13 protein-coding genes are annotated in these 14,022 nt (G+C 45.5%); 2 read left to right on the top strand and 11 right to left on the bottom strand.

Translation table 11 applies throughout. From position 1 onward, the window contains the following. Positions 1-84 precede the first annotated feature (84 nt). Both NYE72_RS06010 and NYE72_RS06005 read right to left on the bottom strand, forming a co-directional pair. Positions 85-978, bottom strand: a complete 894-nt coding sequence (locus NYE72_RS06010) for a tyrosine-type recombinase/integrase (RefSeq protein WP_339211496.1) — start codon at positions 976-978, stop codon at positions 85-87. Positions 979-1,379: 401 nt separating this feature from the next. After that, positions 1,380-1,607 (bottom strand): hypothetical protein, encoded by a 228-nt coding sequence (locus NYE72_RS06005; RefSeq protein WP_339211494.1) that lies wholly within the window; start codon positions 1,605-1,607, stop codon positions 1,380-1,382. A 302-nt stretch (positions 1,608-1,909) separates the two neighbouring features. Here NYE72_RS06005 and catA point away from each other — a divergent pair, with 302 nt between their 5' ends. Then, the gene (gene catA, locus NYE72_RS06000; RefSeq protein WP_038569162.1) at positions 1,910-2,569 is read left to right on the top strand and encodes a type A chloramphenicol O-acetyltransferase; all 660 of its coding nucleotides are present in this window, start codon (positions 1,910-1,912) and stop codon (positions 2,567-2,569) included. Positions 2,570-2,667: 98 nt separating this feature from the next. On the opposite strand, the gene NYE72_RS05995 is transcribed toward catA, so the two are convergent. The 4 genes from NYE72_RS05995 to NYE72_RS05980 all read right to left on the bottom strand — a co-directional run bounded on the left by NYE72_RS05995 (position 2,668) and on the right by NYE72_RS05980 (position 6,316). After that, positions 2,668-3,348 carry a histidine phosphatase family protein gene (locus tag NYE72_RS05995; RefSeq protein ID WP_076274610.1) on the bottom strand — a complete coding sequence of 227 codons (681 nt, stop codon included), beginning with the start codon at positions 3,346-3,348 and terminating at the stop codon, positions 2,668-2,670. Between the two features lie 8 nt (positions 3,349-3,356). Continuing rightward, positions 3,357-4,316, bottom strand: a complete 960-nt coding sequence (gene cbiB, locus NYE72_RS05990) for an adenosylcobinamide-phosphate synthase CbiB (RefSeq protein ID WP_339211492.1) — start codon at positions 4,314-4,316, stop codon at positions 3,357-3,359. A 49-nt stretch (positions 4,317-4,365) separates the two neighbouring features. Further along, entirely contained in the window at positions 4,366-5,103 is a 738-nt protein-coding gene (locus NYE72_RS05985) for an adenosylcobinamide amidohydrolase (protein ID WP_036681780.1), read from the bottom strand. A gap of 124 nt (positions 5,104-5,227) precedes the next feature. Then, a complete protein-coding gene (locus NYE72_RS05980; RefSeq protein WP_076274608.1) occupies positions 5,228-6,316 on the bottom strand; it encodes a threonine-phosphate decarboxylase in 1,089 nt (362 codons plus the stop codon). A gap of 227 nt (positions 6,317-6,543) precedes the next feature. On the opposite strand from NYE72_RS05980, the gene NYE72_RS05975 reads away from it, so the two are divergent. Beyond that, the gene (locus tag NYE72_RS05975) at positions 6,544-7,545 is read left to right on the top strand and encodes a lipoate--protein ligase (protein WP_036681778.1); all 1,002 of its coding nucleotides are present in this window, start codon (positions 6,544-6,546) and stop codon (positions 7,543-7,545) included. Positions 7,546-7,635: 90 nt separating this feature from the next. Here the strand turns inward: NYE72_RS05975 and NYE72_RS05970 are convergent, their stop codons facing one another. From NYE72_RS05970 to NYE72_RS05950, 5 genes are all read right to left on the bottom strand, one after another. Continuing rightward, a complete protein-coding gene (locus NYE72_RS05970; RefSeq protein ID WP_036681776.1) occupies positions 7,636-8,463 on the bottom strand; it encodes a carbohydrate ABC transporter permease in 828 nt (275 codons plus the stop codon). Positions 8,464-8,493: 30 nt separating this feature from the next. Continuing rightward, positions 8,494-9,369 (bottom strand): sugar ABC transporter permease, encoded by an 876-nt coding sequence (locus tag NYE72_RS05965; RefSeq protein ID WP_339211488.1) that lies wholly within the window; start codon positions 9,367-9,369, stop codon positions 8,494-8,496. A gap of 107 nt (positions 9,370-9,476) precedes the next feature. Continuing rightward, complete coding sequence (locus tag NYE72_RS05960; protein WP_076104830.1) at positions 9,477-10,808, bottom strand: extracellular solute-binding protein; 1,332 nt, start codon at positions 10,806-10,808, stop codon at positions 9,477-9,479. Between the two features lie 189 nt (positions 10,809-10,997). After that, on the bottom strand, positions 10,998-12,197 hold the full coding sequence (locus tag NYE72_RS05955) for a response regulator (RefSeq protein WP_051491207.1): 1,200 nt from the start codon (positions 12,195-12,197) through the stop codon (positions 10,998-11,000). Further along, positions 12,190-14,001: a sensor histidine kinase gene (locus tag NYE72_RS05950; RefSeq protein ID WP_339211486.1), complete on the bottom strand. Its 1,812-nt coding sequence runs from the start codon at positions 13,999-14,001 to the stop codon at positions 12,190-12,192. The genes NYE72_RS05955 and NYE72_RS05950 overlap by 8 nt, the downstream gene beginning before the upstream one ends. Between the last annotated feature and the right edge of the window lie 21 nt (positions 14,002-14,022).

The following is a 14,022-nucleotide window of genomic DNA, read 5'->3' as shown; positions in this document are numbered from 1 at the left end:
TCAACACCTTCCCAAATAATTCAAATTCCAAAGTGTCACCTTTCTATTGCGCACTATGCGTCTACTTTTCACAATTTCGAATTATTACGTCCAGCTGATCGACTCCACCGCAGCCTCCAGATCCTCAACACCCGGCGTAGTGTAAATCATGGTCATTGCAATATTCGGTGTTCCGTCCTCCTTATAGTGACCCATCAACATGGCCACCTTCTGCAGATCATTACCGGCAGCTACCAAATCATGGCCAAACGTATGTCGGAGGCTATGACAAGATAGATCCTTGATTCGAGTTCGTGCTCGATATTTCTCAACGATATGCTGAATTCCGCGCTCAGAGCATTTTAAAGATCGCTTAGAAACAAACACATAAGGACTAGAAGAAGTTCTTTCTGCTAAATAGCCTTGTAAGGCGGTCCTTAGCTCTGCATTAATAGGAAGCTCACGATCCTTGTCTCCTTTACCACGAATATATACACTCCCTTTCCGTTCGCTCATGATTAGATCCGTGAGCTGCAGATCGCAAAGCTCATGCACCCTTAGTCCGAGCCGGAGAAAAGTCAGTATAATTGCATTTTCCCTTTTGTCTGCCCTGTATCTGACATCCCGAAGCAAAGCATTCTGTTCATTCCGGGAAAGCCATTTCGGAAGACGACGAGCTGCAGGAGGCTTTTTGATCGGTCCTACTGGATTATCGGGTATGTAATTGTTCTGAGCAAAAAAACGGAAAATCGCGTTTAGTTGGACAAATATTAATTGCATGGTCGATGGTTTGGCCGGCCCCCCATTCCTGCCGCCATACTGTAGCAGATATCTCTTATAGTCTGAAATATCCTTTTGCGTTGCAAAACCTGCGTCTTCCAAATCCGGATCACTTAACCGTATCCATTTTTCAAAGGTGGTCCAGGTTGTCAAATAATTCTGAATCGTCTTATCTGCTTTTCCCAGTTGTTTATATTGATTCAAAAATTCTTCAAACATTGCGAACCTCTCTTTTATTCAAAATATAGAGGACGACGAAATAAATCGACGTTATGAAACGGTAGAATGCGGCCTCTACATTTCCATTATATCTCATTTCGTCGTCCTTTGTATAGAGAAGATGACGAGTTGCGATATACTATCCGAGTATGATTTCTGTAGAACATAACTCTCACGATAATAGTTTTTACCGAAATTATTTTCTGTTATTTTTAATTTCTACTGTTAACAGGTTAGCAGTCTTCTTGAAGCTAGAATAAAAAGTGGACAGTAGTTAATTGGGTGAATTTCATTCACCCAACGGGTATCCTGTTGGTACAACTGAGTTATATAACGAGGATTTAATTGTCATTGAATATCGTTCACCATTCACGCTGCAGTACTGGTCAAAAATCAAAAACTCATAAAGCATAAGAAAACAGTTCATGACTGAAGTGGTCTTTCTTGTGTAGAGAATATAACGAAATGAAAAAGTTAAAATCATGCCACAACTTTGTTATCTGTTCGCCAACTATCATTACCTTACTCAGCGTTATATTTACCCTTGCAGCCAGCAGGTTAAATTTTTTAAGCGCTTCTAAGTCATCTGCAGAAAAAGTGTACCTTCCCCCCCATTCCTGTGCAGTCAAGGAGAATGCCCCCGAAGCAACAAACCAGAGTTCGCCGCAGAAAGCATCGTTCTTCCATTTAAATGAAAGAATCACAAGAAATAAAAAACACTTGGAGAAATCTCCAAGGTTTTTTTGCCCATCTACTATTCAAGATTGTATTTCAAAGCATTCAGAAAGGGCGCACTGTTTAGAAGTGAGTAAGCAATACCATGAATTTTTCAATGTTGAATTCGTTATACCCATGTCCACCGTTATGGTGAAATCAGTCCAGCAGACCTCCTAAAAATGAAAAATGAAATAATTTTAGGAGGTCATAATAAATGATTTTTAACCCGATTGTCATTGATAACTGGAGTAGAAAACCCTATTTTGAACATTATTTAAACAATGTCAGATGCACCTATAGCATGACCGTAAATATTGATATCACCCTTCTACTGTCAGAGCTTAAGCATAAGGGAATTAAGCTGTACCCAGCACTAATCCACATGATAACTACGGTGGTGAACCGTCATAGTGAATTCCGCACATGTTTTGATTCTGAAGGTAGATTAGGTTATTGGGATAGCTTATCACCTAGTTTTACAATTTTCCATGATGATGATAAAACTTTCTCAAGCATCTGGACTTCGTACGGTGAACAGTTTAATGATTTCTATAACCGTTATCTCGATGATATGAAAATGTACGGAAGTGTGAAACAATTTATCGCTAAAGCAAACGAACCATCGAACACCTTCCCTATTTCCAGCATTCCGTGGGTCAGCTTCACGAGCTTTAACCTGAACGTGTATAACGAGGGAACCTACCTACTTCCCATCTTTACGATAGGGAAATATTTTCAGCAAGACAAAAAAATACTATTACCCATCTCGGGGCAATTCCACCATGCTGTGTGCGACGGTTACCATGCCAGCATGCTGTATAATGAATTACAATCACGTGCAGATACCTATACGGAATGGTTACCTAACCTCTAATTAACCACGTTATTCTGCTGACAGCAAACGATAGTTCAAACATAAAGGGTTCCACCTATTAGGTTTTCCTAATGATGTGGAACCCTTTTTTCATGTAATCATCCTTTTTCCACAATATCAGCTTTATCAGCTGACCATTGTCCATGCTGCCAGAGTATTTTTAGTACCATTACATTCCCTGGAGAAGGAGCCACTGCACTGTAGAATGTGAGGTCAGGAACTAACTGTGCAAGTAAATTCCTGATTACCCCCCCATGCGTCACTACCATTACTCTATTCGATGTAACCTCACTTTTTTTCTCCTTGATAGCACAGCATCCAAATGCAGCCATAGCAGCTTGACCTAGATCTAACAGGAAACTACGCAACCGTGCATCGAATTCTGTCCACGATTCTCCTTCTGGCGGTGTAACCTTTGAAGGATCATCAATCCAACGTCTATATAGAGAGTTATCTTTCAACTGCTCATAGGTGCAGCCTTCCCAAGCTCCGAAGTTCATTTCACGAAGCCGCTGATCGTAAATAGCGTCCTGCTCTAGTGAAGGTGCTACGAAAGCCAAGGTCTCCTGACATCTTAGCAAATTGCTACAGAACACACGCCAAAAACCACCTGATAACTCAGCCTGCATGCAGATCTGCTGCTGAAGTTGGGATAGCCGCTCACTTGCGTCAGGAAGCAATGGAAGATCCGTATGTCCCAGGTAACGATGCTCAACATTCCATTTCGTCTGCCCGTGTCGGATAAGCACTAGCTCAAGCTCTATAGAGGGAATTGCCATACCGACGCTCAGCCTCCAATCCATATCCATGCCGCAACCGCGCATAGACCTACAAATATTGAAGAGCAGAGCATCATCATCCGCGAGGTCTGGATAATATCATTTGGTTCCATCGTACGTACCGGATCACCCATATAAGCCCGAAAAGAAGCGACGCCATGATACACATTTTCGCCTCCGAGTCGGATGCCAAGTGCGCCAGCCACAGCTGATTCTGGATAACCGCTGTTAGGGCTTGGATGTAGATGTGCATCCCGCTTCACCATTTGCAGGCAACTACGCCAATCCAGACGAAGCATCCCTGCACATAGAGCCAAAAGTAATGCCGTAATCCGTGCCGGGATGAAATTAGCAACATCATCGAGCCGGGCAGATGCCCAGCCGAGATCACGGTATTTATCGTTCTTATAACCAACCATTGAATCGAGTGTATTGACCGCCCGATAAGCCATAGCAAGCGGCGCACCGCCAATCAGCGCGTAGAAAAGTGGAGAAATAATCGCATCGACAATATTCTCTGCTATGGTCTCCACCGTTCCACGGACAATTTCAGGGGCGTCTAGCGAAGTCGTATCACGTCCCACGATCATCCCCAAAGCCTTGCGGGCAGCAGGGAGATCGCCCTTCTGCAATTCCACGTACACCGCCATTCCTGCATCTTTTAGTCCCTTGGAGGCAATCGTGGTTGAAATCAACCAAACCTCGGCTATCCAGACGAGCCAAGGTGAGATATATGACAGCAGCCATAGCAGGATGGCTGTCAGTGCCCAAGCACCGCCCGCCACACATAGCGGAAGTAACACCCCAGCTCTGCGCAGGCTTTGCGGGCGGCACCATAAACGACGGATCGCCCACTCCAGAGCCGTAATTGCTTTGCCCATACCAATTACGGGATGAGGCAGGTTACGCGGATCACCTACGATCCGGTCAATCACATAAGCCGCAAGCAACACCAAAGCGATTGTCACAGGCAATCACCTCTGAACAATCTTCTACTTCTCCAGCTATCCATTGTCATTAGCTGTCCTTCCTTGCCTGCACCGACAGCAGGCTGCCCGTCACAGCGCTATATACAAGCCGGCCGATAGCGCCTCCGAGATCGGTTGCTGTTCCGGCGTAGACATGCTCGGCGCTGTATCTCCCGCTTTGGCTCACAGCGAGTACAATAGCATCCGTAGTTGTGCCGGTTGCGATTAGGCCATTCTCCGGATCGGTAATCCCGAGATCTGCCAGCGCAGCAGCTTTGGCTTCGACAGCTGTCTGCACAGCATTGACCATGGCCGCCGGTGTCAGGCGGCCATCAATGCAGAGCATGATGTTAATCGTACCCGGCCGATACACAGCCAATACATTGCGTTCCACGCCTGAGCGCGCAGCATTTCCTGCGGCGGCTGTAACGCAAACAAAAATCCCCGCTGAACCCGTGTCCTCTTCAGCTACCGCTGCATGCTCTAGCGGTACAGCCGTCATCAGACCGGCACAGCCGGATAAAGGATAACCCCAATCGCGCAGCTTATTCTCCATATCCTGGACAGGATCACTACATTCGTAATTGCGATCAACATATAAATTGACCGCCCGCTGCAGCCGGTTCATTCCTCCGCCGTAGAACGCGCTCGATAAACCATCCGCTTCTGCTGGCAGCTCCAGCAGCAGATGCTTATCCTTCCACTGCAGAGCAAGTCCTGGCCAGACGGCCGGACGATACTCCCTGATTCCCCCTGCAAGATTAAATGGAATCTTCACTTCCACCATAGCCGATCCCGCTCCTTTCACCGCTCATTTCTTTCATTGAATACTTACAACCATCCTCGAAAGGATGCCCCGCCAATAGCGCTGTCAGCTCGCTCCGCACATCATTAAAGAATACGTGCACCTGTCACTTAGTCGCTAGAATCTCCGCCATCTGCAGCAAAAGGCGGGCATTATCCTCATGTCCCTTAACAGCAACTCGAATATGCCCTGAAGCTAACCCTGCATACATAGCGCAGCTGCGCACAAGTATACCTACGCGGCCAAGCCTAGTCTGCAGCTCAGCCGCACTCCACGGTGACGGCAAGCCACAGAGCAGAAAATTGGCTTCTCCCGGTGGGACATCGCAGCCCAACTGCACTAGACCCTGCCGCAGCGTTTCGCGTTCTGCTGCAATAAGCTCACGCGTGCGCTGTTCATAGTCACGTCCGCTTGTAAGGCAGGCTTCCCCTGCCAGCAGCGCCAAGCCGTTCACACTCCAGGTGACCTGCTTTCCGCTCATCGCCTTCGCCAGCTTCGGATGCGAAATCGCAAACCCGAGACGCAGTCCGGGAATCGCATAAAACTTCGTCATCGACCGCACCAGAACCGTATGCGGAAACTGCTCCAGCTCCGGCAGGAGTGTATTTCGCTCTGACTCCGGGATAAAGTCAATAAAAGCTTCATCCACAGCCAAATAAGTCCCGCAGCTTTCAGCCTTCTGCGCTAACAAGCGCAGTTCATCCACAGCATACTGAACTCCATTGGGATTATTCGGCTGTCCGAGAAATAACAGCTCCACCTGTTCCAGCAGCCCGGCAATCTCCTCCACTCCAGCGCGAAAATGCTGTTCCCTAGTCCCCTGGACCGACAATACTTCAGCACCAAATTGCCCGGAAAGCTGCCTATACTCAGAGAAACAAGGTTCCACGATGCCAACCTTTTGCGGAGCTATCGCCAACAGCAGCAAAGCCATAGATTCCGCTGCTCCGTTACCCACGGTTAACCAGCCACTATCTACGCCAAGATTTTCCGCCAGTAGTTGTTTAAAGCGTCGGTGTCCAGGGTCCGGATATGTAACCACCGTTGACAGTGCTGTTCTAAGCAGCTCCAAAACTTCCGGTGGAGGACCGAGTGGATTGATGTTGGCACTATAGTCGAGAAATGTGCCCCCAGCTTCTCCATAGAGCTCCGCTGCCGTCAGCAAATCACCGCCATGTCCATATTTTTCAAGCATAATTACACTCCCTCTATCTACTTTCTCTAGCACGATATGTATGTCATTGCCACCATTATTGACTCTTTGCCGGAAGAACGTCAATGCTTTCGCAGAAGGAACCAGCTAAATCCCCTGCTTCCCCCAAACCGACATGAATCTCAAAGATGTGATCTCTTTTGTTAAAAAACCGCTTTTGGTTTAAAATGAAGGTTGTAATCAATTTTGCTGCGACGGAGGAATTCACTATGCTTTTTATTGATAACACAGGGATTACTGACGCATCCATCAATTTGGCGATTGAGGAATATGCGCTGAAGCACTTGCCGATGGACGAGAGTTACCTGCTTTTTTATATCAACAGCCCATCCATCATCATCGGGAAACATCAGAATACTATCGAAGAAATTAACCAAGAGTATGTAAAAGATAATAATATTCAGGTCGTACGTCGTCTATCCGGCGGTGGAGCTGTTTATCACGATCTTGGAAATTTGAACTTCAGCTTTATTACCAAGGATGACGGCCAATCCTTTCATAACTTTTTGAAATTCACCCAACCGGTCATCGATTACCTGCAAAGCATGGGCGTTAACGCCGAGCTAAGCGGAAGGAATGATCTGCAAGTTGGTGAGCAAAAGATTTCCGGTAACGCTCAGTTCTCCACACGCGGACGTATGTTCAGCCATGGTACCTTGATGTTCAATCTTAATTTAGATGATGTACAAGCCTCTCTAAAAGTGAATCCAGAGAAGTTTAAATCAAAGAGCACCAAATCCGTACGCAGTCGTGTAGCGAATATCAAAGAGCTGCTGGGTACAGATATGACGATCGAGGAGTTCCGCGCCGGCCTGCTGCGTTCGATCTTTGGCATGGATTCTTCTGAGGTTCCTCAGTACAAGCTGCAACAAGCCGACTGGGACAAAATTAACGAGATCTCCAAGGAGCACTACCAGAACTGGGACTGGAACTACGGTCTGTCACCAAAAAGCAACGTTAAGCACACGCGCAAATTCCCTGCCGGAATTATTGATATTCGGATGGATATTGAAGATTCCCTCATTAAAGACATCAAAATCTATGGTGACTTCTTCGGAGTCGGTGACGTAGTAGATGTTGAAAATGCACTTCGTGGCAAACGTTATGACGAGGCTGAGGTTAGAGAAGCATTAGCTGATCTCGATTTGAAGCATTATTTCGGTCGTATTGAGCCGGAGGATTTTATCGGATTGGTCTTCCTAGAGGAATAGGATGAATTCACTGGTCATGATTTGAATCAAAAAGAGGACTCCTGCGCATTCGCCAGAAGTCCTCTTTTGCATGAATTAATACTCTTCGCTTTATCCTTTTACAGCAGATCCAACTGTCATTGCCCGTTCCACCTGCTCACTAAAGAACAAATAGACAATAACCATTGGCAGACTCGCCATCGTCATAACCGCCCCCATGCCACCCCAGTCTGTGCTGTATTGGCCTTGGAAGAACAATAGACCCAGCGGCAGTGTTTTCATCCCCTCATCAGAGATCAGAATATAAGCCAGCAAAAATTCATTCCAGTTGTTCAGAAATTGAAAAATGGCTACTGTTGCGACAGCTGGCGTTACAACCGGCACAATAATCTGCAGAAACATCCGGTATACATTCGCGCCGTCCATACAAGCGGATTCCTCCAGCTCCCCAGGGATACCCTTCATAAAGCCGTAGAATACCAGACAAGAGAACGGCAATCCAATGGCGACATAAGGAACAATCAGCCCACCGTAGGTATTAGTCAGATGTAAATCCCGTACGAGTATGGCAAGTGGAATCATAATTACCTGCAGCGGCATGAACATTCCGATCGTCATATACAATCTGACCCCTTCACGGAATCTCCACCGCAGCCGGGAAATTGCGAATGAGAACATCAGCGATAATATGATAATAAGTAGCGTTGAAATCGTAGAGACTACCAAGCTATTCGTAAAATATCGCGGTATATTGAACTGTGACCAAGCGGCCACATAGTTTTCAATCCGGAAATTAGTCGGAAATCCGAAAGGGTTGGTGACAAAAATCTCATCGTTATTTTTCAGAGAATAAGAAATCATCCATAATAGCGGATAGATGGAAATGATAAAATAAATCCATAAGGGAAGCTGTATGAGCAATGCTCTCACTTTTTTCATAACGTTCCTTTTCCTTTCCGGCGTACTGCCTTATGCTTCATTTCGGTCAAATGTCTTGTTGATAATAATGGTGGCCAGAAGCGACAGAAGGACAAGCACAACCGATACCGCACAGGCATAGCCGTAGTTGCTTTCCAAGAATGCATAACGATAAATCATAAAGGTAAGCGTATAGTTACTCGTTCCCGGTCCGCCGTTAGTCATAATCAACATTTGTACAAAAGCACCGATTCCTGAAGTAATGGCAATGATCAGACAGAATTTGAACGTCTCCTTCATCATTGGAATTGTCACCTTACGATGCGCCATCCATTTGGAGCAACCGTCAATCGTGGCAGCTTCCATGTACTGCTCAGGGACAGATTTAACCCCCGCATATAAAAGACTGAACTGGTAACCCATGAACTGCCAGGCATTAACAAAGGCAATCGCAATTATGGATGTGGTTGGAGAAGTAAGCCAGTTTTGTTGATAAGGAATATGCAAAATTTCAAAAAGCCTATTGATCAATCCGTTATTCGGATCGTAGATGGCAATCCATAGCTGACAAACAACCGTAACCGACAGAACTACGGGAATAAAATAAGCTGTTTTCAACAATTTACGCCCTTTGATTCGAGGATCGGCACAGGCAAGCGCAAGAATGGTTCCCAATCCGATCTGAAATACAGCGAGTACCAGTGCAAAAATAAGGCCGTTACGAAGGGAAGTCAAAAGCAATGGATCATCAAACAACTCTACATAGTTGGACAATCCGTTAAAAGTAGCCGTACTGAGCCCGTCCCACTCGAAAAAGCTACGATAAAAGGATTGAAGCACCGGATAGATAATCACTACGCTATAAATCAGCAGAGCGGGAAGCAGAAACAGCATTATGGCTTTCTTATTACCTAAGTATTTATGCATGCGGTAAGATTCCACTCCTTCCTTGCCAAGCCGCTCACCCGATATAAGGGCTCGATCCGGGTGAGCGGCTTGGCATGGACCAATTTTTATTTATTTTATTTCTCTAATTATTTATTTTCTTTGTTCAGCACTCGGTTCATGTTATCCGTGAACTGCTTAGCCGAGAATCCTTCAATCAACATATTTTGTGTATTGTCGTCCAGTGCATTTTTAATTTGAACACTGCTTACCGCATTGGCGTAACCCTTCACGTTTGGCAGCACTTCTTCAGCGATTCTTTTCATCATGGCAGGCACTTCACCGGTCATTTCTTTATCCACTTTAGTCGCTACGATCGGGCTACCCAGCTGTGTATATTTGTATTCGCTATATTTTTGTGCGATGAAACTAGCTACTTTCACTGCAGTCTCTACATTCTTGCTGCTTGGAGAAACGGCAAAGCCACCAGGACCTCCTGCACCGTTAATGTACATTTTGTTGTTCTCATAAGTCGCTTCGTCCTTAGCTGGCCAGTACATCCAATCCACTTTATCCCCAAGCTTCTCAGCACTGCTGTAGATTTCCCACTGACCGTTGACGAACATGCCAGCTTTTCCTTGGTAGAACAAAGATGAAGCTTGATCATAATTGGTATTCGTAGCATTGACGTCGAACAAGCCTGCTTCTTCCAGCTTCTTCATTTGTTCTGCTGCTGTTACATAAGGCGAAGGCAATGTTGTCGTTCCCTTCGTTTCGAGTGGGCCAAACCCTTTCGTCTCCTCACGAGTCACAAGTCCGCTATAAAAAGAAGTAGTGATCCATTTCTCTTTCGCGAAAATTGAGAGCGGTGTATAACCTGCTGAAGAAAGCTTCTTAGCCGCTTCAGCCAGCTGATCGATCGTCTTGATCGGCATCTCGATGCCTACCTCTTTAAAGATATCCTTGTTGTAAAACAACATTTGGAATTCAATTCCCGTATATGGGAATGCATATACATGACCGTCTGGGGCAATCAGACGGGATTCATTCCCTGTATTTAGATTCGCTTTGAAATCTTTGGTGGCTTGGTATTCATCAAGCAGCTCAACATTTTTAGATTTGGCGAAGGTTTGCAGCGTAGGCCAGTCTGTTTCATAAATATCCGGCATGTTCCCAGTCGCGGCATATGTTTTCAGCTTCTGGTAGCCATCTTGAACAGCCTCATCCAGTACAATCTCCACCTCCGGCATTTCCTTTTTTAATTCCTCTACGGCATAATCAAATGGCTTTGAAGTATCTTCGTCAAAATGCTGTGCATAAATTTTTATTTGAATTTTCTTATCGGTATTCCCAGCGGTCGTATTGGAACCTTCAGAGGTTGAACCACCGTTTCCGGCATTGTTACCACCACAGGCTGTAAGTGAGAAAGCTAAGGATAAAACGGTTGCAACCCCCAGTGTTCTGAATAGCTTGTTGCTCATAATGAATCCCCTTTCTGATGCTCTATTTAGTGGAGCTAGTTGAATCCGCTATTTGTTAGCGTTTTCATCGTCCTGTTTCTATTATATTTGAGCCTTGAAGACCCAAAAAGAGCCATATCGGGCACAATCGGTAATAAACAGGACAAAATGAAAGCGGCCTCACCAGAGAGCCGCCACCAAATATGTTTATTAAATTTCATTATTAACGCCAATATGGCGGGAACGGGCAGCCAGCTGCTCAAATTCAGACGGCGGCATGCCATAGTGTTTTTTAAAGCATTTACTGAAATAATTCGGGTCATTATAGCCCACTTTACCGGCGATTTCAGACAGTCTCACATTTCCTCCAGCAAGCAGTTCCTTGGCCTGCTTCATACGAGTATAGGTAATGAAATCAAGTACAGAGATTCCACCTTCTTTTCGAAAAACCTTCCGTAAATAGCTGGTATCTACATAAACGCCATTCGCCACCTGGTCAACTGTCAGCTCACAATCGGAATAATGCTCCCGGATGTACTCTTTGGCGGCAATGAATAAATTGTACGACTTAGAGGGGCGGTGCTCACGACCTTGATCAATGACTTTACTGTACAAGCCTTTTATCCAGCTTTCAGTCTCATCCCAGTTATCCATCTCCCGTAGCCGCTGCTCCGGTGAACCTGCTGGTTTCCAGAGACTTTCCGGATTGATCCCTCTTTCTCCAGCATAGGCAAGGCAAAGGGATACTATACTCATTAATAGAGTAAAGGAATAGCTGCCTCCCCCTCTCTGGCGTCGTAGAATCTCAATTAATTTGCTTATGTCCTTCGCCGCTGCATCGCCATCCCCCATCTTTAACGCCATCAGCATGGCATCCTGAATTCCAAGATGAGTGATTTCTTTGGATGGAAAGGAGAACTCCTCTATCCCTTCAGAGGAATTCTGCTCGTCCATTTGGAGTGGAAAGAGCTTATTGGAAGCCGTTCCTTCTGCAATTATTTCCGGCTTCCCAGCTTTGCGTGCACCTATTTTATGTGACTGAAGGCGCTGCTTCACCTTGATCATCATCTCGTTAAACTCTTGCTGGTTAAACGGTTTCAATAAATAATCTTGTACACCTAAGCGAATCGCTTTTTGCGCATAATCAAATTCATTGTGCCCTGTTACAAAAACAATAAGCATATCAGGAGCATTGGCCTGTAACCGGGTAACCAGCTCCATACCGTCCATATAGGGCATACTAATGTCCACTAAAGCCAAATCTGGTTTCGTCCGTTCCGCTTCTTCCAGCGCTTCTCTGCCATTTGACGCTTCACCACAGACACTGAAATCATATTTACTCCAATCCAGCTTGGTCCGCATATAATAACGAAACAGCGGCTCGTCATCTACAACCATCACTTTATACATCTATGCTGCCCCCCTGCGCTTCCGTACCGGGAATCGTCATTTTCATAACAGTACCTTTTCCCAGTTTACTTTCTACCGATAGGCCATATGGTTCTCCAAAATACAGCTTAATCCGTTCATGAACGCTGTAAATGCCAATGGATGCCGGTTTTCCTTCTCGTGAGCGGTATTCTACAATCCGCGACACCTGCTCCCCGGACATGCCAACACCGTTATCCTCCACGGTAATGATAACTTCTCTTCCGTGTGTATAAGCCTCTATTGAGATTAGCCCCTGACTTCCCTTTGTTTTTAATCCATGGTAGATTGCATTCTCGATGAGCGGCTGCAGGGACAATTTGGGTACCTTGACTCCTTCGAGAGATTTCGGGATATTAATCTCGTAACGTAATACGTCGGGGTTGCGAACCTGCATAATAGCCAAATAATCAGCTGCATTTGATACTTCCTCGGACAGTGGAATAACCTCGTTCCCTTTGCTAAGAACAACCCGATAGAAGTCTGCCAGTGCCTTGGTCGTATCCCGAGCTGCTTCATTAAGCTCCAAATCGTTGAGTACATAAATCGTATCCAGTGTGTTATACAGAAAATGGGGTTTAATCTGGGCATGAATCAGAGCTAGTTCATATTCACGTTTCCGGACTTGTTCGTTCGTAATCGTCCGCATCAGCTCCTGAATACGACCAACCATGGAATTGAATACGGTGGAGATCAGCCCCGTCTCATCCTCTGTAGTCACTGGTGAGGTGACATTCAGATCGCCTTCCCTTACTTTACGCATCGCCTTCGTCACCTGAAGAAGCGGATTTACGATAATCTGTGACAGCTTTCCTGCAAGCAGCAGAGACAGTAACAGGCATCCTATTCCCACGAATATAGTTAACGTTATATTACGGTGAATATCCGCAGTTAACTTCTGCAGCGAAATCGTATTCACAAGCTTCCAATTCAGCTTATCATAATACGTCACAGTGACCAGCTCTCGCCCGCTCCCCTTGCCGATAATTTCCGAGACAGAGCTTCCCGTCTTCCTAAGACTGCCGTTCAGTCTGTCCTCAGGCTTCAGTAGAAGCTTTGATTTATCAGGGGTGGACACGGTCCTTTGCGTTCCGTCTACTATAAAATATTTCTTGTCCGAAGAGGTTTCTCTAGCGGTTTCCAGAAAAGCAGAGAGAGCATCTTCTTTTACGTTCACAAATAATGTACCTATTAGGTTGCCCGTTTTAAGATTGTACACGACTTTACTTAGTGTGAGCACCGGAACTGCCGGATCACTAACCAGATAATCTCTCTGTTCCATGGGAAGCCAACGGTTGACACCGTAGCTGCCTTTTTCTTTAGCCTTCTCCAGCATATCGCTGGTAAATACCTTCTGCTCGTTAGGATTACCGTAGGCGTAAGAGGAATAAATCTGGCTTTCCGTATCCACAAATACAGCAGAATCGACATCCGGAAAAATAATCAGATCGATAGAAAGCTGGCTCTGCATTAAATTGCGAAACCGCGTCTGCTCCACTGTCGAGGATAACAACGGACGTTCAGCATACATCCGATGGATGTCGGTAGTTATAATGTTGGCACTGCTCTCCGTATTTTTTACAATCGTATCTATTTGCTGCATGATGAGCTTGGATTCATCTTTAAAATTGTACTTAGCCTTTTCGATCATCGAACGGCTGAACATCTGCCCTGAGAGCAAGCCTAAAGCAAGCAATGGAAAAATGATCAACGGTATAAAAATAAGGATTATTTTATTACGAATCTGCAATCTTCCAAACCACTTCACTAAGGAATCCCCCCGCATAACAGCCGCCTCCTGTGTGTT

The sequence above is a fragment of the Paenibacillus sp. FSL L8-0333 genome (assembly GCF_037965665.1).
In the GTDB taxonomy this organism is placed as follows: domain Bacteria; phylum Bacillota; class Bacilli; order Paenibacillales; family Paenibacillaceae; genus Paenibacillus_AQ; species Paenibacillus_AQ odorifer.
This window is presented reverse-complemented; position numbering and strand designations above follow the sequence as displayed.

Coding starts and splice junctions, on each gene's coding strand:
- NYE72_RS06010 (WP_339211496.1), bottom strand. CDS start 978: ATGTTTGAAGAATTTTTGAATCAATATAAACAACTGGGAAAAGCAGAT.
- catA (WP_038569162.1), top strand. CDS start 1,910: ATGATTTTTAACCCGATTGTCATTGATAACTGGAGTAGAAAACCCTAT.
- NYE72_RS05995 (WP_076274610.1), bottom strand. CDS start 3,348: ATGGCAATTCCCTCTATAGAGCTTGAGCTAGTGCTTATCCGACACGGG.
- NYE72_RS05985 (WP_036681780.1), bottom strand. CDS start 5,103: ATGGTGGAAGTGAAGATTCCATTTAATCTTGCAGGGGGAATCAGGGAG.
- NYE72_RS05980 (WP_076274608.1), bottom strand. CDS start 6,316: ATGCTTGAAAAATATGGACATGGCGGTGATTTGCTGACGGCAGCGGAG.
- NYE72_RS05975 (WP_036681778.1), top strand. CDS start 6,544: ATGCTTTTTATTGATAACACAGGGATTACTGACGCATCCATCAATTTG.
- NYE72_RS05970 (WP_036681776.1), bottom strand. CDS start 8,463: ATGAAAAAAGTGAGAGCATTGCTCATACAGCTTCCCTTATGGATTTAT.
- NYE72_RS05965 (WP_339211488.1), bottom strand. CDS start 9,369: ATGCATAAATACTTAGGTAATAAGAAAGCCATAATGCTGTTTCTGCTT.
- NYE72_RS05960 (WP_076104830.1), bottom strand. CDS start 10,808: ATGAGCAACAAGCTATTCAGAACACTGGGGGTTGCAACCGTTTTATCC.
- NYE72_RS05955 (WP_051491207.1), bottom strand. CDS start 12,197: ATGTATAAAGTGATGGTTGTAGATGACGAGCCGCTGTTTCGTTATTAT.
- NYE72_RS05950 (WP_339211486.1), bottom strand. CDS start 14,001: ATGCGGGGGGATTCCTTAGTGAAGTGGTTTGGAAGATTGCAGATTCGT.